Raw genomic sequence first — 22,005 nt, 5'->3', positions numbered from 1 at the left:
CCCTTAACCTCCGCAAGCTTGACGCAAGTTCCGCCCCGTAAATTAACGAACGGTAAAGGCGGGAAACTCCATGAGCTCCATTCATCTTTTCGATCTGGCCGCAAGGCAAGTGCAGTGGCTGTCGGTTCGGCAGGCGACTGTCGCTGGCAATGTCGCCAATGCGAACACGCCGGATTTCAAGGCGCGCGACGTTCAGCCCTTCGCCGATGTGCTGGACAAGACGCAGCTCACCATGGCTGCGACCAGTCCGCAGCATCTTGAAGCCGAAGCAAACGGCATCGCGGGCGCACGCCTGCGCCCCGACGACATCACCGAGGAAACCCATTCGGGCAATACCGTCGATGTCGAGCAGGAAATGATGAAGGCAGGCGAGATTTCCCGCGAATATTCGCTCAACACCAGCATCGTCAAAGCGTTCCATCGCATGATGCTGTCGGTCGCGAAGGGATAATCCATGTCTTCCGACGCTCTGCAGAATTCCCTGAAGATCGCAGCCTCGGGCCTTTCGGCCCAGTCGACACGTCTGCGCATCGTTTCGGAAAACATCGCCAATGCCCAGTCGACGGGCAAGACGGCGACCGACGATCCCTATCGCCGCAAGACGGTTTCTTTCCGCACCGAGCTGGAACATGGCACGGGCGCTGCAGAAGTGCGCGTTGCGGAAGTGGGCAAGGATACCTCGCCCTTCGTCGAACAATACGATCCGAGCCATCCCGCCGCCGACGAGCGCGGCTATGTCCGTTACCCGAACGTCAACATGGTCGTCGAAATGGCGGACATGCGTGAAGCCAACCGTTCTTATGAAGCCAATTTGCAGGTCGTCAAGCAGGCGCGTGAGCTGATCTCGATGACCATCGATCTCCTGAGGAGCACATAATGTACGACTCGATCATGAGCATTTCGGCGCGCAATGCCCTGTCGCGCCTTTCCGAAACCGTCGCCGAGAATGGCGTCGGTTCTGCCGCTTCCACGACTGCGCCACAGGCTGTTCCGACAGCGCCTGGCGCGTCCTTCGGCGATGTACTGTCGCAGATGACGGATTCGGTCGGCCAGAAATTGCAGGCGGCGGAAGCCACCTCCATTCAGGGCATCAAGGGCAATGCGCCGGTGAACGAGGTTGTCAGCTCGGTCATGGAAGCAGAGCAGTCGCTTCAGACTGCAATCGCGATCCGCGACAAGATCGTGCAGGCCTATCTCGAGATCAGCCGTATGTCGATTTAAAGCATTTCCAGCAAAAGTGCGAAGCGGTTTTGCGTCGGATAATGCGTAAAAACAAATGGTTAGAACGGCTTCGACGATACCGTTTTAACTGAACCGCTTCATCCCGCATACGCTCAGCAGATCAAGGACGCGCCATGAAAGCCCTGACGATTGCCGCAACCGGCATGAACGCCCAGCAGCTCAATCTGGAAGTGATCGCCAACAATATAGCCAATATCAATACAACGGGCTTCAAGCGCGCGCGTGCCGAATTTTCGGATCTGCTCTACCAATCCGAGCGCACGGCAGGCATCCCCAATCAGGCCAATGAGAGCATTGTGCCCGAAGGCGCGCTGGTCGGCCTCGGCGTCCAGACGGCAGCCGTGCGCAACCTGCATATTCAGGGAAGCTTCAACCAGACCGGAAATCCGTTCGATCTGGCACTGACTGGTCAGGGCTGGTTCCAGATCCAGAGCCCGACGGGCGAAACGCTCTATACCCGCGCTGGCGCATTCAACAAGAATGCAGACGGCCAGATGGTGACGCTCGACGGCAATATCGTGCAGCCGGGCATCGTAGTTCCGGAAAATGCGCTCGAAGTGACCGTCAGCGACACCGGACAGGTCTTCGCGAAGGTGCAGGAGCAGAACGGTATCCAGATCAACCAGATCGGCCAGCTTCAGCTCGCGAACTTCACCAATGAAGCCGGTCTCGAACCGCTAGGCGACAATCTTTATCGCGAAACGGAAGCCTCCGGCGGACCGCTGGTGGGCGATCCGGGCGATCCGGGTTTTGGTTCGATCAAGCAGGGCTATCTGGAAGCATCGAATGTCGATCCGGTGAAGGAAATCACCGATCTGATTACGGCGCAGCGCGCCTATGAAATGAATTCCAAGGTCATTCAGGCCGCCGACGAAATGGCGGCGACCGTATCGAAGAACATGCGCTAACGGTGATCGCCATGAAACGCGCCAAAGGAAGTGACATCAAAGCCCGGGCCTGGTTCAGACGCGCCGCACTGGCGGTTGCCGGAGCGGCCGGTCTTGCAGCTGCTGCGATTTCGGGAGCTTCCGCCACCGACCGCATCGCTTTCGTCGTGCCTTCGGCGACCGTTTATCCCGGACAGGTCGTTAGCAATGTCGCGCTGGTCGAGAAGAAGTTCTACATCAGCGCGCCCGCCGCACAGCAATATGTGCTGTCGGTGGATCAGGCAGACGGCAAGGTCGCGCGCAAGACGCTGATCGCCGGCAAGCCGATCCTCGTTGCCGCTCTTTCAGAGCCGTCGCTGGTCAAGCGCGGCGTGCCGGTGACGATGGTGTTTGATTCCGGTGTCATGACTATCACTGCCGTCGGTATTCCGCTGGAATCCGGGGCGGCAGGCGATTTCATCAAGGTACGCAACAGCGACAGCGGCGTCATCGTGCCCGGCACGGTGCTGGCTGATGGCCGTATTCAAGTGGGGATGCGGTGAGAAAAACCTGGGCTACGCTGATCGCCATTCTGGCTCTCGCGCTTCAACCCGTTGCGGTTCTGGCGGATGAGGCGGCCAAGAACGTGAAGGATTTCGGCACCGCCGTGGAAGCGGATGCCGATTGGCTTGGCGCAGGCGGCGATCCGTCCAAGATGGCCTATGCGGAGCTTGGCCGTGGCAGCGCTGTGGCGCGCCTCAAGGATATCGCGACCATTCAGGGCGTGCGTGAAAATCAGCTTGTCGGGTACGGTCTGGTGATCGGCCTCAAGGGTACGGGCGACAGCCTGCGCAATTCGCCTTTCACCGAACAGTCCATGCGCGCCATGCTCGATAATCTCGGCATCAATGCGCCGCGCAACTCCACGCGTTCGAAGAATACGGCTGCGGTCATTGTAACCGCCAACCTGCCCGCCTTTGCCGGTTCCGGCTCGCGTATTGATGTGACGGTTTCGTCCATTGGCGATTCCACCTCATTGCAGGGCGGCACGCTGGTCATGACGCAGCTGATGGGCGCGGACAATCAGATCTACGCTGTCGCGCAGGGTAATATGATCGTCTCCGGCTTTACCGCCGAAGGCGACGCCGCCACCGTCACGCAGGGCGTACCGACATCGGGCCGCATTCCAAACGGCGCGCTCGTCGAGCGCGAGGTTGCCGGAAACTTCGGCAAGGACAGCGAGATGATCGTCGAGCTGCGCGATCCCGATTTCACGACTGCCGTGCGCACTGCCGATACGATCAATATTTTTGCCAAGCGTCGTTATGGACGCGGCGTGGCGCTGGCGCGCGATGCCAAGACGATCCGCCTGTCGCGTCCGAAAAATGTGCCTGCCGCTCGCTTCCTCGCGGAGCTGGAAGGCCTGCCGATCACCACAGACGAAGTGGCGCGTGTGGTGGTGGATGAGCGCACCGGCACCGTGGTCATCGGTGCGAAGGTGCGCATTTCCAAAGTGGCGATCAGCCATGGCAGCCTGACGGTGCGCGTGACGGAAACGCCGATGGTCGTGCAGCCTGAACCCTTCAGCGACGGCGTGACGGCGATGGAGCCGAACACCGATATCGCCGTCAACCAGCCAAACGCCAAGATCGGGATTCTGACCGGCGCCAATCTGGAAAATCTGGTTAAGGGCCTCAACCAGATGGGTGTGAAGCCGACGGGCATCATCGCCATCCTTCAGGCGATCAAGTCGTCCGGCGCGCTTCACGCGGAACTGGTGGTGCAATGATGAAGCCGGGGATGAGAGCGGACATGATGGTGAAACAGGCAATCCGCTGCGGTTCGGCTCTGGCGCTCCTTTTTGCGAGCGCCTTGCCGACATTGGCCCAGGAAGCGGCACAAACTGCAGCACAGCCAGCCGTGCAGGCGAATGCGCAGCCTTCTGCGACGCCAGCCTCCATGCCGCCTGCAAATCTCGGCAATCTGGATGAAATCCGCAAATATTGCGGCAACATCGACAATCAGGCGGCCGATGCCCGCTATTCGTTGCAGGCCAAGCAGCTCACCGATCTCAAGGCCGAGGTCGACGAGCGGATGCAGGCGCTGGAAGAAAAGCGCAAGGAATACGAGATGTGGCTGAAGCGCCGCGACGATTTCGTCAGCAAGGCGCAGGATTCGCTGGTCGACATCATCTCCAAGATGAAGCCCGACGCGGCGGCAGCCCAGATGGCGATGATCGGCGATGAGGCCGCAGCCGCCTTGATCCTCAAGCTCAATCCGCGCGTTTCGAGCATCATCCTCAATGAAATGCCGCCAGACAAGGCGGCGAAGCTTGCGCGCATTATCGTCGGCTCGCAGCGCACAACGACCCCGCCGCCAGCGGCGAAGGACCAGCGCGCCCAGGCGCAAACCGGGAATACGGTGCAATGACAGGAAACATGAACAAGACCATTTTCGCCGCCACCGTTCTGGCGCTTCTGGCCGGTTGCGCCATGAAGCCGGAAGAAATCGGTCGTGCGCCGGACCTGTCGCCGGTCGCCGCCAATCTCGGCATGCAGAACAATCCGCAATATAACGGTTATCCATCGCGTCCGGCCAAGCCGGATTATTCGCTGTGGAACCAGCGCTCGACCAATTTCTTCAAAGATCCGCGCGCTGCCGAGCCGGGCGATGTCCTGACCGTGATCATCTCCATCAATGATCGGGCCAATCTCGACAACAAGACCGACCGCGAGCGTGTGTCGAAGGGCATTTATGGCGCTGGCGGTTCGTTCAAGACCAGCAGCAGCACCGGTGCCGGCGCTGGCGGCGACATGGATGGTTCCATCAACACCCATTCGGACAGCTCGGCCAAGGGCAAGGGCACGATCAAGCGCAGCGAAGATATCAGCCTTCAGGTTGCGGCTATCGTTACCGACACCTTGCCCAATGGCAACATGATCATTCGCGGCTCGCAGGAAGTGCGCGTCAACAATGAGCTGCGCGTGCTGAATGTCACAGGTGTCGTGCGTCCGCGCGATATTTCCGGCTCCAACACCATTTCCTACGACAAGATCGCCGAGGCCCGCATTTCCTATGGCGGTCGCGGACGGTTGAGCGAGGTGCAGCAGCCGCCTTACGGCCAGCAAATCCTCGATCAGGTTTCGCCTTTCTGACCTTTTGTTTCCATGCATATCCCAGTTTTCGGGATGTGCTTCAAAGTTGAGCATCGATGAGCGACACGGCACTGGACAAGAATGACGGCAAGGCGAAGGGCTCCATGATGGGGCTGCTGGCGGCTGTCGTTGCTCTTACAGCTATCGCCGCCGGTGGCGGGTGGTATCTGGGCGGGATGATTTCCGCCGACCAGCAGGCAACCGCCAAGACGACGGGCAAGGAAGACAAGCCGAAGCCGGGCGATTTCGAATCGCGTTCCATCGGCGCGGTCGTGCCGTTGAAGCCGATTGTCACCAATCTCGGCATTCCGCAGAACACCTGGGTACGGCTGGAGGCCTCGTTGGTCGCCAAGCCCGGTCATGAAATCCCGGCGGCCATGGCAGCCAATGTCGGCGATGATTTCCTGAGCTTCCTGCGCAGCGTCAATCTCATGCAATTGCAAGGCGCGGCAGGACTTGCGTATCTGCGCGCCGATCTCGAAGAACGTGCGCGCCTGCGCTCGGAAGGCGCGGTGGACCGGGTCTTTATTTCGGCACTGGTCGTAGAATGAAAAAACTCCTTGGTCTCGGCGTTTTCCTGACGCTCGCATTCACTGTTGCTGCTCATGCGCAGCAGGCCCAGCCTGCGCTGACGCTGGAAAATCTGCTGCCTGCAGGCAGCGGCGCGGCCAGCGGGCAGATCGTCCAGCTTTTCGGCCTTTTGACGGTGCTGTCCATCGCGCCGGGCATTTTGATCATGGTGACGAGCTTCACGCGCTTCGCCATCGCCTTCTCGCTTCTGCGTTCAGGCCTCGGTCTTCAAACCGCGCCTGCCAGCATGGTGATGATCTCGCTTGCGCTGTTCATGACGTTCTATGTGATGGCGCCCGCCTTTGATCGCGCGTGGAACAATGGCGTGCAGCCCCTGATGCGTAACGAGATAACGCAACAGGCCGCCTTGACCGAAATTTCGCAGCCATTTCGCGAATTCATGATGGGTCAGGTGCGCGACAAGGATCTGCGCCTGTTCGAAGACCTTGCCGACCCGTCTTTCCGCACCGGCGAGGACGGAATCGTGGATTTCCGCGTGCTGGTTCCGGCCTTCATGATTTCGGAACTGCGCCGCGGCTTTGAAATCGGCTTCCTGATCGTGCTGCCGTTTCTGGTGATCGATCTGGTCGTGGCGACGCTCACCATGTCCATGGGCATGATGATGCTGCCGCCAACAGTGATCTCGCTGCCGTTCAAGATTCTGTTCTTCGTGCTGATCGACGGCTGGAATATTCTGGTTGGAAGCCTGATTCGCTCGTTCTCCTGACCCGATTTGGTACAGCTGCGAAAGCGCCCGGTAAAATTCGGCATCAGAATCCGCGTGTTCGTTAAAATTCGGCAGAATAAATTAGTATTTCTTTTACATTTGGGTTTTAAACATCGGCACATGGTGGGTTTCCGCGTTTAAGCGGAGACAGGCATGATGCCGCTCCACTATGCCGGTAAGTCCGGCCTGTCCCTCAGTTTGATTTTTCCCAAGGGGCAAAATAATGGCTAGCATTCTTACAAATTCGGCAGCTCTGACCGCTCTTCAGACCCTTTCCTCGACCAACAAGTCGCTGGAAACCACGCAGAACCGTATTTCGACCGGTCTGCGTATCGGTGAAGCTTCCGACAACGCTTCGTACTGGTCCATCGCAACGTCGATGAAGTCCGACAACAAGGCCAACTCGGCTGTTCAGGACGCTCTCGGCCTCGGCGCTGGTAAGGTCGACACCGCTTACTCCGCGATCAACAAGATCCGTGAAGCTGTTGACGACATCAAGACCAAGCTCGTTTCGGCTCTTGGCGCAAGCGAAGAAGACAAGGGCAAAATCGAAACCGAAGTGAAGTCGCTGGTTGCCAACATCAACTCGGCTCTCAGCAACGCCAACTACGCTGGTTCCAACCTGCTGAACGGCCCGACGGACGATCTCGAAGTTGTTGCTTCGTACAACCGTTCCGGCACCACGGTTACGGTCGACAAGATCACCGTTGCAGCTGATGACACCGATGCGAAGACCATGGTTGCCACGATCGTTGGCGCAGGCTTCTTCTCGTCGACCTCGGACGACACTGCAATCACGACGGCTCTGGGCACGGTTGAAACGGCTCTCGCAAGCCTCGCAACCGGCGCAGCAACGCTCGGTGCAGCGAAGTCGCAGATCGACAGCCAGAAGAGCTTCCTGTCGGGTCTTCAGGACTCCATCGAAAAGGGCGTTGGCACGCTCGTCGACGCTGACATGAACAAGGAATCGGCACGTCTGTCGGCTCTCCAGGTTCAGCAGCAGCTCGGCGTGCAGGCTCTGTCGATCGCCAACTCGTCGAACCAGAACATCCTGTCGCTGTTCCGCGGCTAATCGATAACTGAGTAGACAATACGGGGCGCCGGTTCACCGGCGCTCGCGAGTTCTCAGGCAAATCAGGGGTTCGCATCCGGACCGACCTGATCGGACCGGATGCCTTTGGGCGGAAAAGGGGCGCGGGATTTATTCCGCGCCCCGCTTCGTTGTTGCGCCTTCTCACACCGAAAGGCACTTGTCTTATCAGCCGCCACTTTCGCGCAAGCTTCGCGGTCTAGTTTGCATCCATCATGATGGCGGTGGTGTCGATGCAGCAGAATTTCCAGCAATTGATCGAACAACTTAAGCGAACGCTTGGCAAGCTTGGCGTGCGCAAGCTTGTTGCGCTCGGGCTTGTGGGCGCTGCCTTGATGGGTGCGATCCTCTACACGAGCTTCTATATCAGCCGTCCATCCTATGAGACGCTCTATGTCGGTCTGTCGCGCGATGACGTGAACCGCATGGGCCTGGCGCTCGGCGAAGCTGGTATTCCCTTCGATGTGAAGTCGGATGGTTCGTCCATTCTGGTGCCGATCGGCAAGGCCGAAACCGCGCGCATGTATCTGGCCGAAAAGGGCCTGCCGACCTCGAACAATGCCGGTTATGAGCTGTTCGACAATATGGGCTCGCTAGGCCTCACCTCCTTCATGCAGGAAATCACCCGTGTGCGCGCGCTGGAAGGCGAGATCGCCCGTACCATTCAGGCGATTCGCGGCGTGAAGGCCGCCCGTGTGCATATCGTTCTGGCCGAAAAAGGCTCGTTCCGTCGTGGCGACCAGAAGCCGTCCGCTTCGGTGGTCATTCGCGCGGAAGGCGGCTTTGCAGCCGAATCGGCGCAGTCGATCCGCCAGCTCGTGGCCGCCGCCGTGCCGTCGCTCGATGCATCGTCTGTCACCGTTCTTGATACCAATGGCCGTCTGCTGGCCTCCGCAGGCGAGGCCGCCAATGGCGCTGCCCTCCTGACCGCCTCGCTGGAACAGCAGGTTGCCGGTAATGTCGACGACAGCATCCGTAAGGCGCTGTCGCCCTATCTTGGTCTCGGCCATTTCCAGACCAGCGTGCAGGCAACGCTCGATACCGACCGCCGCCAGATCAACGAAACGACCTTCGATCCCGAATCGCGCGTCGAACGTTCGGTCCGCGTGGTGCGCGAAAGCGGCGATTCCCGCAACAATCGCGATAACAACGCGACCGGCGTGGAACAGAACATTCCGCAGGAAGAAATTCAGAACCGCAATGGCGAGACCTCGTCGGAAAAGACCGACCGCCGTGAGGAACTGACCAATTACGAAATGAACAGCAAGACGATTGCGACCGTCAGCGACGGCTATTCCGTCAAGCGCCTGTCGATTGCCGTTGTCATCGATCAGGCCCGCCTGCTGCAAACGGCCGGAACCACGCCGCCGCCTGCGAATTTCGTTGACCAGCAGATCACCAAGATTCGCGATCTCGTTGCAACGGCCGCCGGTCTCAATGCGGATCGCGGCGATGTCATCAATGTAACCGCCGTCAACTTCCTCGACCCGGCAGGCGCCGATATGGAGCCGGTTTCGGCGCCATGGACCGATACGCTGCTGCGCCAGAGCGGAAGCTACGTCAATGCGCTGGCCATCCTCGCCGCCGTCGGTCTCCTGATCTGGTTTGGCCTGCGTCCGCTGCTGCGTGACCAGACCGCCAAGCCAGCGGGCACGGAAGTCGCCGTGCGCGAAGCCGGTGAAATAGCAGCGCCGAATTTCGTCGGCACGCAGGCTGGCACGGACGGTCATCAGGCCGTTATCGGCGGGCCGGAAGCCTATGCCGATCAGATGAAGACCAGCCTCAGCGATCTGCGCCAGCGTATGCGTATGCCTGCCAAGCTTCGTCTGGAGCAGATGATCGAGATGGATGAAGAACGCGTCGCCGCGGTTCTCAAGCAGTGGATCGGCGGAAACACCGCGAAGCAGCCTGTCCATGCCGAACGGGTCAACGCACCGGAGCTTGAGGCTGCCTGATAATGAGCGCGCTCCCTCTCAGCCGTTATCTTCCTGATTTCTCGACCCATCGCATTGCCGATGAGGCGGTGGAGATCATCGCCGCCCCGGTGCAGCCACAGCCGTTGAAGCAGGAGCCGGTCCAGCGTGCGCGTTCAGCCGAACGGGCCAAGGAGACCAAGGCTCCCCATTTCGCCGACAAGCTGGACGCTGCTGAACAGGCGGAAGTGGCGGCGATAATTGCGGTCGAGGAAGAAAAGCGCACGGCCTTCGAGACCGGTCACGCGCAGGGCCACACGCTTGGCCGCGAGGAAGGGCACAAGGAAGCCGAAGCGCTTTACGAAGCCGAGAAAGCCCGGCTTTTGCGTGAGCATGAGACGGAAATCGAAAATCTTCGTGCCGCCTTTTCGCGTGAGCAGGCGCTGTTGCTGGCGCGCAGCCTGACGGAAGCGCTGACCGCGCTGGAACAGAACTGTTCCGCTCAGATTGCCGAAATTCTGGCGCCGCTGCTCGTCGGGAAGCTTGAGCACGACGCGGTTGTGGAATTTGCCCATCGTATTGCAGCACTGGCGCTGGAAGGTGAAGCGCCGGAAATCGCCGGCCCGGCAAGGCTGCTGGCCCCGCTGCGCGATCATGCGGCTTTGCTGCCATCCGGCTGCCGGTTTACCGAAAACGCGTCGGATGAATTGTCCTTTTCCTTTGGCGAACGGGTGCTGGAAACGCGCATCGCGCCGCTTCTTGAAGAATTGAAGGCTGCGGTCCAATGAGCATCGATCCCGAAACCAAGCGCGAAATCATCATTGTTCGCCGTGGCGGGCATGACGACCACGACAGCCACCATGGCGGCGTGTGGAAAATCGCCTATGCCGACTTCATGACCGCCATGATGGCGTTCTTTCTCGTCATGTGGCTGATCAATGCCGCCAATGAGGAAACCAAAGCGGCTGTCGCCAGCTATTTCAATCCCGTCAAGCTGATGGACCGGCAGTCGAGCCCGAAAGGCGTGCAGGACATTGACGAGAAAGACGGCAAGGTTCGCTTTGACAGTGACCAGAAGGTCGATGATAGCACCAAGGTCATCAACGACACCAAGGTGCAGCCGCCAAGCGAGCAGGAGGAGCGTCAGCTTTTCCGCGAGCCTTATGCGGTTTTGTCGGAACTGGCGCATGAAACCGGCGTGTTGCAGAATCAGTCTGCCAAGGGCGATGGCGGCACGTCGCAATCCGGCCCCGCCACTGGTGCCGATGGCGGCGATGCCTATCGCGATCCGTTCAGCCCGGATTACTGGTCGAGCAAGGCTGCCGACGAGCTGACGCCTCCAAATGCCGCTCCCTCCACGCCGCCCAAGCCGGAAGCGGCAGAGGCGAAGCCGGAAGAGGCTGCAAAGCCAGCCGAGGCGCCTGCAAAAGATCAGGATCAGCTCATCGCGGAACTGAAAAAGGCTGCGGAAGGAGAAAAGTCCACTGCGGCCAAGCAGGGCAGCAAGGCTGAACCCATGCCAGATGTGACGGTGGTGCCCGTTGATGGCGGTGTGATGATCCAGCTTACCGACAAGATCGATTATGGCATGTTCACTATCGGCTCTGCCAAGCCCGATGCGCGCGTGGTCCAGATGCTGGAACGCATAGCGCAGGTGATTTCCCGCCAGCCGGGCGAAGTTATCATCAGTGGTCACACCGATTCGCGCCCGTTCAAAAGCGCAAGCTATGACAACTGGCGTCTGTCTTCGGCGCGTGCGCAGATGGCCTATTACATGCTGGTGCGCGGCGGGCTGGATGAAAAGCGGGTGCTGCGCGTCGAAGGCTATGCTGACCGCCAGCCGAAAATCGCCAATGATCCGAATGCGGCAGAGAATCGCCGCATCGATATTTTCCTCAAGTCCGCCCCATGAAGCGGTTCGTTCAGCGCTCCCTGATGATCGCTTTGACCGTGAGCCTGCCTCTGGCAGGAACGCCCATGCATGTCTTTGCGCAGGCGCAGCAGGGTGGCAGCACGGGCGCTACCTTGCCGGTGCTGGAACCTTACAAGCTCGTGCGTTCGCTGCGCATGTTGCAGGATCAGGTGGTGGCCGGAAAGCCGGAAGCCGTGGTCATGCTGAACAAGCTTCTGGCTTTCATCAGCGCCGATATGGCGCGCGCGCCGAAGGAAGCCTGGGACAATCCCGAAAACATCTATGCGGCGATTATCTATCTCTTCAATGGCGGTAATCCTGACGCGGTGCGCAAGGTTCTGGTCGATCTAAATTCGGATGTCGTGCCGCAGGAGCTGGTCAAGGGCGCTTTGGCCTATGCCTCCGGGCAGATGATCGAAGTGGTGAAGCTGTTCTCCGTTCCGCTGTCGCCCGATGTGCCTTCAGAGCTGAAAGCTTCCATCGTGCTCGTGACTGCCAGCCAGATGACAGCCTTTGACCCGGCTACGGCGCTGCTGCGGCTTGATCAGGTGCGGCTCGAAGCACCGGGCACGCTGTTCGAGGAAGCGGCGATCCGCCGTTCGATGCCGATTGCCGCCAAGCTGGGCGATGCCGAAAAGATCAGAATGCTGGCGCGCAACTATCTGCAGCGTTTCCCCCGCTCGCCCTATATGCGTGATTTTATGGGACAATTCGTCAGCGCAGCGCTCAAGCTCAATGACCGTATTGGCAATGCCGAACTGGTGAAGTTGATCGCAGCCGCCGATCCGGTGATGCAATATTCGCTCTATCTCCAGATCGCGCGCGGCGCTCTGGTGGACGGTCAAACCGAGCGGGCGCGTTTCATGTCTGCCGAGGCGCGCAAACTCGCCGACCATCTCAAAGCCGATCCGACTCGCGCCAATCTTTATGCGGCGGCGAGCGGCGTCGCTTCCGATTCGGCGGGAAACGCCCTGCGTGAACTGTCGCAGATTTCGCCTGATCGGTTGCAGGAACCTGACCGCAAGCTGTTGAAGGCCGCCGAGACGGTGGGCTCGGTCGTGACCCGCGCGCCGGACGCCCTGCCGCCAGCCAAAGCAGCGCCAGAACCCGCCGTGGATGACCGCAAGATACCGCGCATGGCGGTAGCGGATGCGCCCGTCACAGCACCTGTCACAACGCCGGTTGCGACGCCTGTGGCGGCACCGGTTTCGTCGCCGGTTGCGGGCTGGAAGCCGACACCTGCGCAGCCGACAGACGATTTGCAGAAGACCATGGACGATGCCCGGCGCAAGCTTGCCGAGATCGACGCTTTGCTAGGGGAGACCATTCGATGAGCGTGGATATTTTGCTCGGTCAGGCTGGACGGATGGCTTCGCCGACCCGCAGCCTCGCCCCCCAGCAGGCCAACGGACAAGGCAAGGCAGCCGTGGATGGGCAGGAAAATTCCGACCCGTCGCAGCTGTTCGGCGCGCTTCTGGAAAAGCCGCATGGCAAGCCCGTCGCCAAGGGTGAAGATGCCGACACAGCGCAGACCGAAGAGCAGGACGAGCAGAAATCAGATGCCTCAACGCAGGCTTCATCCTGGGTTGTGTCGCAGAATGTCCTTTCTTTGGCCGCAAATATGCCCAGTTTGAACAGCGAAAGCCACAATTCTGCCACAGAAAATCTGGCGAAAAAGGCTGAAAAAGCTGCGCTTGGACATGCTGAGGGCGTGGATGCGGACGCTGTCGAAGGCAAGGAAGCGCAGGTCGGGGCAGACACTGCGAACGACGTGAAGCGCAAGGGCGAAGCAACTCAAAATCTCGCGCCCGCTGCAAACACAAAGCCGTCTTCCAAATCCGCTCAGGCCGCGTCCGGTGAGGCAACCGGCGCACAACAAGACACGGCGACCGAAAAGCCCGAAGCGGATCTTGCCGATCTCCTGAAAGGCGACAAGCCAACAGGTAATCAGCCGGCTAATTCCGATACCGCTGATCGAAGTGTCCTCCAGCCGCAGCAGGCTGCCAGCAAGTCTGTTGGTCCGGCGGAAGGCAAGTCAACCGCCGCTAGCCAGCAGGCTGTGCGGGTGGCGGATGTGCAGGTGGTTTCCGAACGCAGCTTCGGTTCGGTGAAGACATTGCAAATCCGGCTTGACCCGGTCGATCTGGGGCAAGTGACGGCGCGTATCCGCGTTGTGCCGGATGGGGTGGAAGTGCACCTTGTGGCGGATAAGGCGCAGGCTGCCGAAGCGCTTTCCGCTGACCGCTCGGTGATTGAAAAAGCGCTGAAAAGTGCAGGTATCGGTGACGATGCGCGTATCACCGTGACAGTTGCTGACCGCAGCGCGCCAAGCGCTATACAGCACGCCGCTGCAAGCCAGAATGCTGGCCAGCAACAGGCGGGCGCTCAACAGCAATCATCCGGCCAGCAGCAGGCCTTCAATATGCAAGGCGGCTTCGATGGCCGCAATGGCGCGCAATCTCAGGCACAGGCACAGTTTGCAAGCGGCGAGGGCAGGCAGAATGGCGATTCCAGCCAAACGGGACATGACCGGTCCGGCAAGCAGACAGGTTCCGAAACTGCGGCGCGCGACACTGTTGCAGGCACTGGTGGCCGCAGTCGCGGTCTGGTTGTGTAGCACCGGCATCGCAGCAGCTGAAAATGTCTGTGAGCGCGAAATGCACCGCGCTTCGGCGCGTTATGAAGTGCCGCTCGGCATCCTCTACGCCGTCGGCCTGACAGAGACCGGGCGCAAGAATTCATTGCAACCCTATGCGATGAATATCGAGGGCAAGGCAGAGTTTCTCCCGTCGCAAGGCGCTGCCCTGAAGCGCTTCACCGAGGTGCGCGCCGGGGGCGCAAAGCTGATCGATCTTGGTTGCATGCAGATCAACTACTACTATCACGGGCAGGAATTTCCATCGGTCGCGTCCATGCTGATACCGAGCCTGAATGTCGATTATGCGGCCCGGTTTCTGAAGCAGCTTCATACCCGTGAAGGCAACTGGACGATGGCCGTCGCACGCTACCACGCAGGCCCGAACAACAACCCGGCACAGAAGCGATATGTCTGCCGGGTCATGGCAAATATGGTCGCGACAGGCTTCGGAAACTGGACGCCAGACGCAAAAATATTTTGCGGAGCGTGATCGGCGTCATCCCCGAACCATTACTGAATCATTAAATTTTTAACGGTTGTAAAGCGACGGTGCATACACGCCGTTTACAACTGTACAATCAGGGATTGTCTTTCAGATTGGGGACTAATTTAGGTTAGTAATAATTAAGCCATTGTAATGAATCGTAAAAGATCGTGAGCCGTTAACGCGTCGTTAAGGGTCGCCTCGCTATCCTTCCCAGGTGCAATGCAATCTGCACGATTCCCCATAAATTAGATAATGCTAAAATGCCTCCCAATTTATTGCGGGCAATTTCTTGCCATTGTCGCCGAGTCACTCCGCCAGTTACCTCTGTCTTGCTTGGGCTAACATATTGATTCGGAAGGCGGGCCGATGATTGTCGTCGTGGATGACAGAGATATTGTCACTGAAGGCTATGCCTCATGGTTTGGCCGTGAAGGCATCACGACGACGGGCTTCACACCGGCGGATTTCGACGAATGGGTAGAGACCGTTCCTCGGCAGGATATTATGGCCGTCGAAGCGTTCCTCATTGGGGAATGCGCAACCCAGCATCGTCTTCCTGCCCGAATTCGTGAACGCTGCAAGGCCCCCGTCATCGCCCTCAACGATCGTCCCTCGCTCGAGCATACGCTGGAGCTTTTTCAATCCGGGGTTGACGATGTTGTGCGCAAGCCGATCCATGTCCGCGAAATTCTTGCCCGCATCAATGCGATCCGCCGCCGCGCGGCTGGCGCGCAGAGCGTTGCGGAAACCGGCACCGATCTTGGCCCCATCCGTGTTTTCTCCGATGGACGTGATCCGCAGATCAACGGCGTCGATTTTCCGCTGCCGCGCCGCGAGCGCCGCATTCTGGAATATCTGATTGCCAATCGCGGTCGCCGCATCAACAAGGCGCAGATTTTCGGCGCGATCTACGGCATCTTCGACAGTGAAGTCGAAGAAAACGTCGTGGAAAGCCACATCAGCAAGCTGCGCAAGAAGTTGCGCGAGCAGCTTGGCTTCGATCCCATCGATTCCAAGCGCTTCCTCGGCTACTGCATCAGCATCGAGTAGTGCCCCATTCGTTCTTTGAATGGTTTGCTTGTTCCAGGTTCTGAGTTCCCCGTTCCCGGTAAGAGTCCGAGCCGCAGTTTAGAGCCAGATTCCGGTCTCTCAAAAGCTGCGCAGCGTCCCGGTAAAAAACAAAAATCTCGCGACGCTACAGCTTCACGCAAGCATGGCACGTTAGAATCGTAACAAGTTCTAAAATTCTCGGCTAGAAATGTCAGGAGCTGGCAATGAGTCTCTACGGTATGATGCGGACGGGTGTTTCGGGCATGAATGCTCAGGCAAACCGTCTCTCGGCTGTCGCGGACAATATCGCGAATGCGAGCACGATCGGGTACAAGCGCGCTGAAACGCAGTTTTCGTCGCTTGTTCTGCCGAGCAGTGGCGGCCAGTACAATTCCGGCAGCGTGCTGACCTCGGTGCGTTATGGTATTTCGGATCAGGGCGGCATCCGCTCCACATCGTCGACGACCGACCTTGCCATTGACGGCAACGGCTATTTCCTCGTGCAGGGCGCGGACGGCGCGACCTATCTGACGCGCGCGGGATCGTTCGTGCCCGACAAGGATGGCAATCTGGTCAATACGGCTGGTTATTACCTGCTCGGTTCGGCTGACGGCAATGTTGCGCCAGACCTCAACGGCCTTTCGATCGTCAATGTCAATGCGCCCGATCTGACGGCAATCGGCAGCACGAACGGCACGTTCACGGTCAACCTGCCGACGACCGATACGCCGCCTGCAACGGCTGGCGACTATAACCACAAGACCTCGCTGATCTCCTACAACAATGCCGGCGAGGCGGTTAAGCTCGACGTCTATTTCACCAAGAATGCGGATGACACCTGGTCGGTCTCGGTCAAGAACGCTGCCGACAATGTCGAAATCGGCACCGGCACGCTGACCTTTGATCCGGTAACGGGCGCGGTGGTTTCCGGCGGCAACGTTTCGGTCGATCTGACCGGCTACAATGGCGGTACGCTGGACCTCAATCTCGGCGCATCGACGGCGCGTACAGGCAACTACACGATCTCGCAGGCCACCATCAACGGTCAGGCGCCGTCTTCGCTGCAAAGCGTCGACGTGGGTGCGGACGGTTCGGTCGTTGCGATTTACGAAAACGGCTCGCAGCAGGTGCTCTATCGTTTGCCGCTGGCAACCGTGGCAAGCCCCGACCGCATGACGGTGGTGAGCGGCAACGTGTTCTCGCCAAGCGCAGCATCCGGCGCGGTCAAGACCGGTTATCCGCAGAGCGATGGCATGGGCAAGATCATGTCCGGCTCGCTTGAGGAATCAAACGCCGATATCGCGCAGGAACTGACCGACATGATCGAAGCCCAGCGCAGCTACACGGCAAATTCGAAAGTCTTCCAGACCGGCTCCGAACTGATGGACGTTCTGGTCAATCTGAAGAGATAAGTTAAGCATTTGCGGGAAGGGCGACCTTCCCGCAAATGCGATGTTTTAGATTACGGGTCGCGGTTCGCGATTTGCATGAGGGGAAAAGAATGTCACTCAGTTCTGCTCTATCGACGGCCAAGAGTTCTCTTGCGGCGACGTCCAAGCAGACATCGGTTGTTTCGCGCAACATTGCTGGCGTGAACGATCCCCACTATTCGCGGCGCACCGCTTCCCTCGTTTCAGGGCCTTACGGCTCTCTTTATGTGAATGTCACCCGCTCGGCGGACGAGGCGCTGTTCAATCGCTTCATCCAGTCCAACAGCACGGCGGCCTCTTCGTCGGCTCTCGCAAGCGGGCTCGACCGCCTTTCGTCGATTTACTCCGCAGACAATTATTCGGGTTCGCCATCGGCTCTGATGGGCGATCTGCGCGATGCTCTCCAGACCTATTCGGCCTCGCCCTCCAATTCGTCGCTCGGCGACAGCGTCGTATCCACGGCGCAGGCGCTCGCCAATGCGCTGAACGACGGCACCAAGCAGGTGCAGTCACTGCGCGAGGATGCCGATAGCGAAATCGCGGTGTCGGTCGCCAATATCAACGATCTTCTGTCCAAGTTCGAACAGGTCAACAAGGACGTCATCAGCGGCACGCGCGCGGGGCGCGACGTGTCGGACGCGCTGGATCAGCGCGATGCGTTCCTGAAGCAGATCTCGGGCGAACTCGGCATCACCACCATGACGCGCGGCGACAACGACATGGTGATCTTCGCCGATAATGGCGTGACGCTGTTTGAAACCACGGCGCGTACGGTGACCTTCGCGCCGTCAGGCAGCCTGACTGCCGGTACGGCTGGCAATGCCGTGCTGGTGGATGGCGTGCCGCTCAGCCACGATACGTTCGACCAGCCCTATGGCACGGGCCGTCTCAGCGGGCTTCTGCAATTGCGCGATCAGGTTGCGCCGCAATACCAGATGCAGCTCGATGAGATTGCGCGCGGCCTCGTCTCCATGTTTTCCGAATCGGACCAGTCCGGTAATGGCGGCGCGGACAAGACCGGCCTTTTCAGCTGGTCCGGTTCGCCAGCTGCACCGGGCGCTAGCCTGACGTCGGGGATTGCAGGGTCGATCAAGGTTTCGTCCGCATTCGTCACCTCGCAGGGCGGCAGCCCGAATTATCTGCGCGACGGCGGCGCAAATGGCGCCGACTACGTCTATAATGCGGAAAACGCTGCCGGTTTCACAGGCCGTCTGCTCGCGCTGAATGAAGCGTTTTCGACGCCATTCAGCTTCGACGCTGCGGCCGGTCTCAAGTCGAATACGGGCCTGATCGACTACGGTTCGTCTTCGGTCAGCTGGCTTGAAGGCAAGCGCAAGACGGCCAACAACGAATATACTTACAACCAGACTGTAGCGACGCAGGCCGATCAGGCCATGTCCAACGCCAATGGTGTCAATATCGATACCGAAATGGCGCTGCTCCTCGATCTGGAACATTCCTATCAGGCATCGAGCCGCGTGCTGACGACGGTCAGTTCGATGCTCGACGATTTGCTCGCGGCGGTGTGAGGCTCATGAAAGCGCAATCAGTTTCCAACTACGGTGCAGCTTCCGCCCTTCGGGCGCTTGTCAGCAAGGGCAAGGCTGATCTGGTCAAGGCCCAGCAGGAAGCGACGACGGGAACCGTCTTCGATGTCGGGCTTTCGCTTGGCACGAAATCCGGCCAGAGCGTTTCCTTGCGCAAGGAATATGACCGGCTGACTGTTTTGCTCGACATGAACAATCTCGTGCAGCAGCGGATGACGACGACGCAGACCGCGACAAGCTCGATCATCGGCAACACTCAGGACTTCCTCGCCAACCTGACCGGCGCGACCAGCACCAGCGAAAGCGGCGCGACGATTGCCGCATCGGCGCGTTCGATCCTCAACAGCGTCACCGGCCTGCTCAATACGAGCTATAACGGCGAATATATCTATTCCGGCGTTAATACCGATGTGAAGCCGATTGCCGACTATACTGATGGCGGCACGGCGCAGACCGCTATCCGCGACGCCTTCCAGGCGCATTTCGGTTTCGGCGTCGACGATCCTCAGGTCGCCAATATCACTGCCGACCAGATGTCCGCGTTTCTGGAAGGCGATTTTGCCGACCAGTTCAACGATGCCAATTGGGCTGCCAACTGGTCCGACGCATCGGATACGGTGATCAAGAGCCGCATTTCGCCGACCGAGACCGCCGATACATCGATCAGCGCCAATGCCGACGGTTTCCGCAAGACCATCATGTCGCTGACGATGATGGCCGAGTTTTCGACCATCGGTCTCAACAATTCGGCCTTTCAGGCGCTGACCGGCCACGCCATGCAGACGACGACGCAGGCCATTGCCGAGACCACATCCGAGCAGACGTCGCTTGGTCTTGCGCAGTCGCGCACCTCGCAGGCGGTAACGCGTATCACGGCGCAGCAGAAGATCCTGAACCAGTCGGTTCTCAATCTTGAGGAAGTCGACCCTTATGAGGCAGCGACGCGCGTCAACAATCTGAAGACGCAGATTGAAACCTCGTATCAGCTGACGGTTCAGCTCCAGAACATGAGCCTGCTCAACTATTTGAAATAAAGCGGGCAACATCATAACGGCGGTAGCATGAGGCGACCCGCGCAGATGATGACTACGAGAGCACATCCCGAAAAGTGTGAAACGGTTTTCGGATAAGATGTGCGTAAGAACAACCATTTAGAGCGCCAATCTGATTTAATCAGATCACAAGGCGCTCTGGCGGAGACGACATGTATCAGTTGCGCTACGAAGATGTCATGAATGACGATATGGCGAGCGCCAAGGAACGCGAACGGATGCTTTTCGACCGTTCGATCGACATGCTCGCAGCAGCCAAGGCCAATGGCGCCGGTTCGCGCGAAGCCATCGACGCCGGTTATTTCACAATGCGTCTCTGGACCACGATCATCGATGATCTGGGATCGGAAGAAAACGCGCTACCGAAAGAGCTGAAGGCCGCAATCATCTCCGTTGGCATTTTCGTGCTCAAGGAAATCGAGCGCATCCGCCAGGGTGAAAGCAACGATTTCGATACGCTGATCGAGATCACGCGGTCGATCCGGGACGGTCTCTGAGATGGCAGTCAATGGCAAATCGGCAATCCGCCTGTCGCTTCGGGCGGGTGAGAAAATCTATATCAACGGCGCTGTGCTGAAAGCTGACCGCAAGGTATCGCTGGAACTGCTCAACGATGCGACGTTCCTTCTGGAAAACCATGTGCTCCAGCCGGACCAGACGACGACACCGCTGCGCCAGCTTTATTTCGCCGCGCAGATGATGCTCATTGAGCCATCCCTGCGCGATCAGGCGCGCCAGACTTTTGCGCAAATGCTGAAAGGCATGTTCAAGGCGTTTTCAGATCCGGAAATCCTGAACGCGCTGAAGATCGTTGATGAACTGGTGCATAACGGGCGCGTTTTCGAAGCATTGAAAACGATCCGCGCGCAATATCCGCGCGAGGCGGAGCTGATGCCGGAACAGAGCGTCATGCCGCCAGTTGGGAATGCAGCACAGGCTAGGGAGACAAGCCTATGACCACGACAACGCCGGTCACCAATACGACGAACAACACCAATAATTCGTCGAGCGCCAGCTCGGCTGCGAAGGCGGACGTCGATTACAACTCGTTTCTGAAGCTGCTCGTGGCCCAGATGAAGAATCAGGACCCGACCCAGCCGATGGACGCGACGCAATATGTCTCGCAGCTCGCGACCTTTTCCGGCGTCGAGCAGTCCGTGCAGATGAATTCCAAGCTGGAAACGCTGATCGCCAACTCGTCGCTGACACAGGCCGAAGGCTGGATCGGTCGCACGGTGACCAGTGCCGATGGCAAAATCTCGGGCGTGGTGAAATCGGTCACGATTCAGCAGTCGGGCATGCTCGCCGAGCTGGAAGACGGGCAGACCGTCACCATCGGCCAGGGCGTCAAAGTTAGCTAAGGACGATCCCGGTGAACGAAGCTGATGCGCTGGATATCGTCAACTCGGCGGTGTGGACCGTGCTGATGGCCAGCGGCCCGGCAGTTCTTGCCGCCATGCTCGTCGGCATCAGCATCGCGCTTTTTCAGGCACTGACGCAGGTGCAGGAAATGACCCTGACCTTCGTTCCGAAGATCGTCGTTATCTTCGTCGTGCTGGCTGTTACCGCGCCTTTTGTTGGCGCGCAGATCAATTCCTTTACGCTGCTCGTCTATTCGCGCATCGAAAAGGGCTTTTGAGTCATCTTCATAAGTCACAAGACATGACGACAGAAAGCGATTGGAAGCCCAGACGATGAAACAGCGTATGGGCCCTCGTGTTGTCCAGATTGCTTTCGAGAAACATTCTGCGAATACCACCGGCGCGGCATTGATCGCGAACCCAATTCAGCATCGACGAGCCGATCCCCCGATCGCGCATGTTATGGCTGATCAATAGATCTTCCAGTATCGCATAGGGGCACGCGGCATCGCACCTGACGCTAACAAAGGCGATGCCCACCAAAGTTGCATTCTTCATGGCGATCACCAGCCTTATACCTGATGATGTCGGTCGAGCGCTTTTACCTGTGCTGATCTGGCCGATCAGTTCCATAATGTTCTCGCGCAGATCAGGGCTCCATTGCCCGACGCCCGATGCACGTCCCCACTGAATATCCGTGTGGGAAATATATGAAGGGTTGACATTGGCAGAGAAGAAATCAGCGACATCTTTCGCATCAGTCTGACCGTCATACCAACCGAAAATGACGTTCTCCGCTTGGGAAGGGCTGCCTTTACCACTTGAAATCATGTTGTTCTCTTGAAAAAGAACAGCTTCCGTTGTTGAGGACAGCGTCGTCAATACCAATAAGTTGCACCGCGATTGCATTTGTGCGAAGTCCTCGCGCAAGCTTCGCAAGCTAAGGTCCGCTTCGTAACAGGAGA

The 22,005-nt window shown here is 58.8% G+C and carries 26 protein-coding genes; 25 read left to right on the top strand and 1 reads right to left on the bottom strand.

Annotated elements, in window-relative coordinates; translation table 11 throughout:
• The first annotated feature begins 70 nt into the window (after positions 1-70).
• The 25 genes from flgB (at position 71) to fliQ (ending at position 21,318) form a co-directional block, all read left to right on the top strand.
• Positions 71-451, top strand: a complete 381-nt coding sequence (gene flgB, locus QBD01_RS14085) for a flagellar basal body rod protein FlgB (RefSeq protein WP_078340859.1) — start codon at positions 71-73, stop codon at positions 449-451.
• A gap of 3 nt (positions 452-454) precedes the next feature.
• Positions 455-877, top strand: coding sequence for a flagellar basal body rod protein FlgC (flgC, locus tag QBD01_RS14080; protein ID WP_078340860.1), 423 nt, complete (start codon positions 455-457; stop codon positions 875-877).
• A complete protein-coding gene (locus tag QBD01_RS14075; protein ID WP_078340861.1) occupies positions 877-1,221 on the top strand; it encodes a flagellar hook-basal body complex protein FliE in 345 nt (114 codons plus the stop codon). The genes flgC and QBD01_RS14075 overlap by 1 nt, the downstream gene beginning before the upstream one ends.
• Positions 1,222-1,355: 134 nt before the next feature.
• Complete coding sequence (gene flgG, locus QBD01_RS14070) at positions 1,356-2,150, top strand: flagellar basal-body rod protein FlgG (RefSeq protein ID WP_182523074.1); 795 nt, start codon at positions 1,356-1,358, stop codon at positions 2,148-2,150.
• A gap of 11 nt (positions 2,151-2,161) precedes the next feature.
• Entirely contained in the window at positions 2,162-2,671 is a 510-nt protein-coding gene (flgA, locus tag QBD01_RS14065; RefSeq protein WP_280993323.1) for a flagellar basal body P-ring formation chaperone FlgA, read from the top strand.
• The gene (locus tag QBD01_RS14060; protein ID WP_280993322.1) at positions 2,668-3,897 is read left to right on the top strand and encodes a flagellar basal body P-ring protein FlgI; all 1,230 of its coding nucleotides are present in this window, start codon (positions 2,668-2,670) and stop codon (positions 3,895-3,897) included. The genes flgA and QBD01_RS14060 overlap by 4 nt, the downstream gene beginning before the upstream one ends.
• Before the next feature lie 170 nt (positions 3,898-4,067).
• The gene (locus QBD01_RS14055) at positions 4,068-4,538 is read left to right on the top strand and encodes a MotE family protein (protein ID WP_280993566.1); all 471 of its coding nucleotides are present in this window, start codon (positions 4,068-4,070) and stop codon (positions 4,536-4,538) included.
• Positions 4,535-5,263, top strand: coding sequence for a flagellar basal body L-ring protein FlgH (flgH, locus tag QBD01_RS14050; protein ID WP_280993321.1), 729 nt, complete (start codon positions 4,535-4,537; stop codon positions 5,261-5,263). The genes QBD01_RS14055 and flgH overlap by 4 nt, the downstream gene beginning before the upstream one ends.
• A 56-nt stretch (positions 5,264-5,319) precedes the next feature.
• Complete coding sequence (gene fliL, locus QBD01_RS14045; protein ID WP_078340865.1) at positions 5,320-5,814, top strand: flagellar basal body-associated protein FliL; 495 nt, start codon at positions 5,320-5,322, stop codon at positions 5,812-5,814.
• Entirely contained in the window at positions 5,811-6,560 is a 750-nt protein-coding gene (gene fliP, locus QBD01_RS14040; RefSeq protein ID WP_280993320.1) for a flagellar type III secretion system pore protein FliP, read from the top strand. Before fliL ends, fliP begins: the two co-directional genes overlap by 4 nt.
• Positions 6,561-6,783: 223 nt before the next feature.
• On the top strand, positions 6,784-7,632 hold the full coding sequence (locus tag QBD01_RS14035; RefSeq protein WP_280993319.1) for a flagellin: 849 nt from the start codon (positions 6,784-6,786) through the stop codon (positions 7,630-7,632).
• Positions 7,633-7,868: 236 nt separating this feature from the next.
• Complete coding sequence (gene fliF / locus QBD01_RS14030; protein ID WP_280993565.1) at positions 7,869-9,605, top strand: flagellar basal-body MS-ring/collar protein FliF; 1,737 nt, start codon at positions 7,869-7,871, stop codon at positions 9,603-9,605.
• A gap of 2 nt (positions 9,606-9,607) precedes the next feature.
• Positions 9,608-10,351, top strand: coding sequence for a hypothetical protein (locus QBD01_RS14025; protein WP_280993318.1), 744 nt, complete (start codon positions 9,608-9,610; stop codon positions 10,349-10,351).
• Positions 10,348-11,475 (top strand): flagellar motor protein MotB, encoded by a 1,128-nt coding sequence (locus QBD01_RS14020; RefSeq protein WP_280993317.1) that lies wholly within the window; start codon positions 10,348-10,350, stop codon positions 11,473-11,475. The genes QBD01_RS14025 and QBD01_RS14020 overlap by 4 nt, the downstream gene beginning before the upstream one ends.
• Entirely contained in the window at positions 11,472-12,809 is a 1,338-nt protein-coding gene (locus QBD01_RS14015; protein ID WP_280993316.1) for a chemotaxis protein, read from the top strand. Before QBD01_RS14020 ends, QBD01_RS14015 begins: the two co-directional genes overlap by 4 nt.
• Entirely contained in the window at positions 12,806-14,092 is a 1,287-nt protein-coding gene (locus tag QBD01_RS14010) for a flagellar hook-length control protein FliK (protein WP_280993315.1), read from the top strand. The genes QBD01_RS14015 and QBD01_RS14010 overlap by 4 nt, the downstream gene beginning before the upstream one ends.
• Entirely contained in the window at positions 14,001-14,603 is a 603-nt protein-coding gene (locus QBD01_RS14005; protein WP_280993314.1) for a transglycosylase SLT domain-containing protein, read from the top strand. The genes QBD01_RS14010 and QBD01_RS14005 overlap by 92 nt, the downstream gene beginning before the upstream one ends.
• A 363-nt stretch (positions 14,604-14,966) precedes the next feature.
• Positions 14,967-15,650 (top strand): flagellar transcriptional regulator FtcR, encoded by a 684-nt coding sequence (ftcR, locus tag QBD01_RS14000; protein ID WP_182523064.1) that lies wholly within the window; start codon positions 14,967-14,969, stop codon positions 15,648-15,650.
• A 224-nt stretch (positions 15,651-15,874) separates the two neighbouring features.
• Positions 15,875-17,062, top strand: a complete 1,188-nt coding sequence (locus tag QBD01_RS13995) for a flagellar hook protein FlgE (protein ID WP_280993313.1) — start codon at positions 15,875-15,877, stop codon at positions 17,060-17,062.
• Positions 17,063-17,151: 89 nt separating this feature from the next.
• Positions 17,152-18,609 (top strand): flagellar hook-associated protein FlgK, encoded by a 1,458-nt coding sequence (gene flgK / locus QBD01_RS13990; RefSeq protein ID WP_280993312.1) that lies wholly within the window; start codon positions 17,152-17,154, stop codon positions 18,607-18,609.
• A gap of 5 nt (positions 18,610-18,614) precedes the next feature.
• Positions 18,615-19,661 carry a flagellar hook-associated family protein gene (locus QBD01_RS13985; RefSeq protein ID WP_182523061.1) on the top strand — a complete coding sequence of 349 codons (1,047 nt, stop codon included), beginning with the start codon at positions 18,615-18,617 and terminating at the stop codon, positions 19,659-19,661.
• A gap of 170 nt (positions 19,662-19,831) precedes the next feature.
• Entirely contained in the window at positions 19,832-20,176 is a 345-nt protein-coding gene (flaF, locus tag QBD01_RS13980; protein ID WP_182523091.1) for a flagellar biosynthesis regulator FlaF, read from the top strand.
• Between the two features lies 1 nt (position 20,177).
• Positions 20,178-20,636, top strand: a complete 459-nt coding sequence (gene flbT, locus QBD01_RS13975) for a flagellar biosynthesis repressor FlbT (RefSeq protein ID WP_280993311.1) — start codon at positions 20,178-20,180, stop codon at positions 20,634-20,636.
• Positions 20,633-21,040 (top strand): flagellar hook assembly protein FlgD, encoded by a 408-nt coding sequence (flgD, locus tag QBD01_RS13970; protein WP_182523059.1) that lies wholly within the window; start codon positions 20,633-20,635, stop codon positions 21,038-21,040. The genes flbT and flgD overlap by 4 nt, the downstream gene beginning before the upstream one ends.
• Positions 21,041-21,051: 11 nt before the next feature.
• A complete protein-coding gene (gene fliQ / locus QBD01_RS13965; protein WP_182523058.1) occupies positions 21,052-21,318 on the top strand; it encodes a flagellar biosynthesis protein FliQ in 267 nt (88 codons plus the stop codon).
• 7 nt (positions 21,319-21,325) lie between these two features.
• On the opposite strand, the gene QBD01_RS13960 is transcribed toward fliQ, so the two are convergent.
• The gene (locus QBD01_RS13960) at positions 21,326-21,928 is read right to left on the bottom strand and encodes a GNAT family N-acetyltransferase (RefSeq protein ID WP_280993310.1); all 603 of its coding nucleotides are present in this window, start codon (positions 21,926-21,928) and stop codon (positions 21,326-21,328) included.
• Positions 21,929-22,005: the final 77 nt, after the last annotated feature.

Source organism: Ochrobactrum sp. 19YEA23 (genome assembly GCF_029909865.1).
GTDB classification, from domain to species: domain Bacteria; phylum Pseudomonadota; class Alphaproteobacteria; order Rhizobiales; family Rhizobiaceae; genus Brucella; species Brucella gambitense.
The sequence above is the reverse complement of the archived record's forward strand: the minus strand, read 5'-3'. Positions and strand labels throughout refer to the sequence as shown.